This is a genomic window from Tritonibacter sp. SIMBA_163 (assembly GCF_046535935.1).
Lineage (GTDB): Bacteria > Pseudomonadota > Alphaproteobacteria > Rhodobacterales > Rhodobacteraceae > Epibacterium > Epibacterium scottomollicae.
Genome location: NZ_JAWJBP010000347.1, coordinates 1 through 277, shown reverse-complemented (window position 1 = coordinate 277; position 277 = coordinate 1). Strand labels below are relative to the sequence as shown.

1 protein-coding gene is annotated in these 277 nt (G+C 50.2%); it reads right to left on the bottom strand.

Annotated features, from left to right (window positions below; genetic code table 11):
* Positions 1–13 precede the first annotated feature (13 nt).
* Positions 14–277, bottom strand: a 264-nt coding sequence (locus R0J92_RS22670; protein WP_411053319.1) for a helix-turn-helix domain-containing protein, incomplete at its 5' end; no start/stop codon positions are given.

Genomic DNA, 277 nt, shown 5'->3' with positions numbered 1-277 from the left:
AATTGACTAATCATTAATCCTCCTGTTCCTCCACCCCATACTCAACAAACAACCGCGCCATAGTAATATCCAACGCCTTAGCCAAGCGCTCCACATTCTCTAAAGTGGGATTAATCATGCCGCGCTCTAAATTGGACACATAGGTACGATGCAGGCCCGCCAACTCCGCCAAATACTCCTGAGACAACTCCAACTCGCGCCGCCGCCGCCGCACTGCCTTGCCAAAGCGTTGTTTAATGGAAGAAGAAGAAATGTCAGTCACGGCTTCATCATCGAG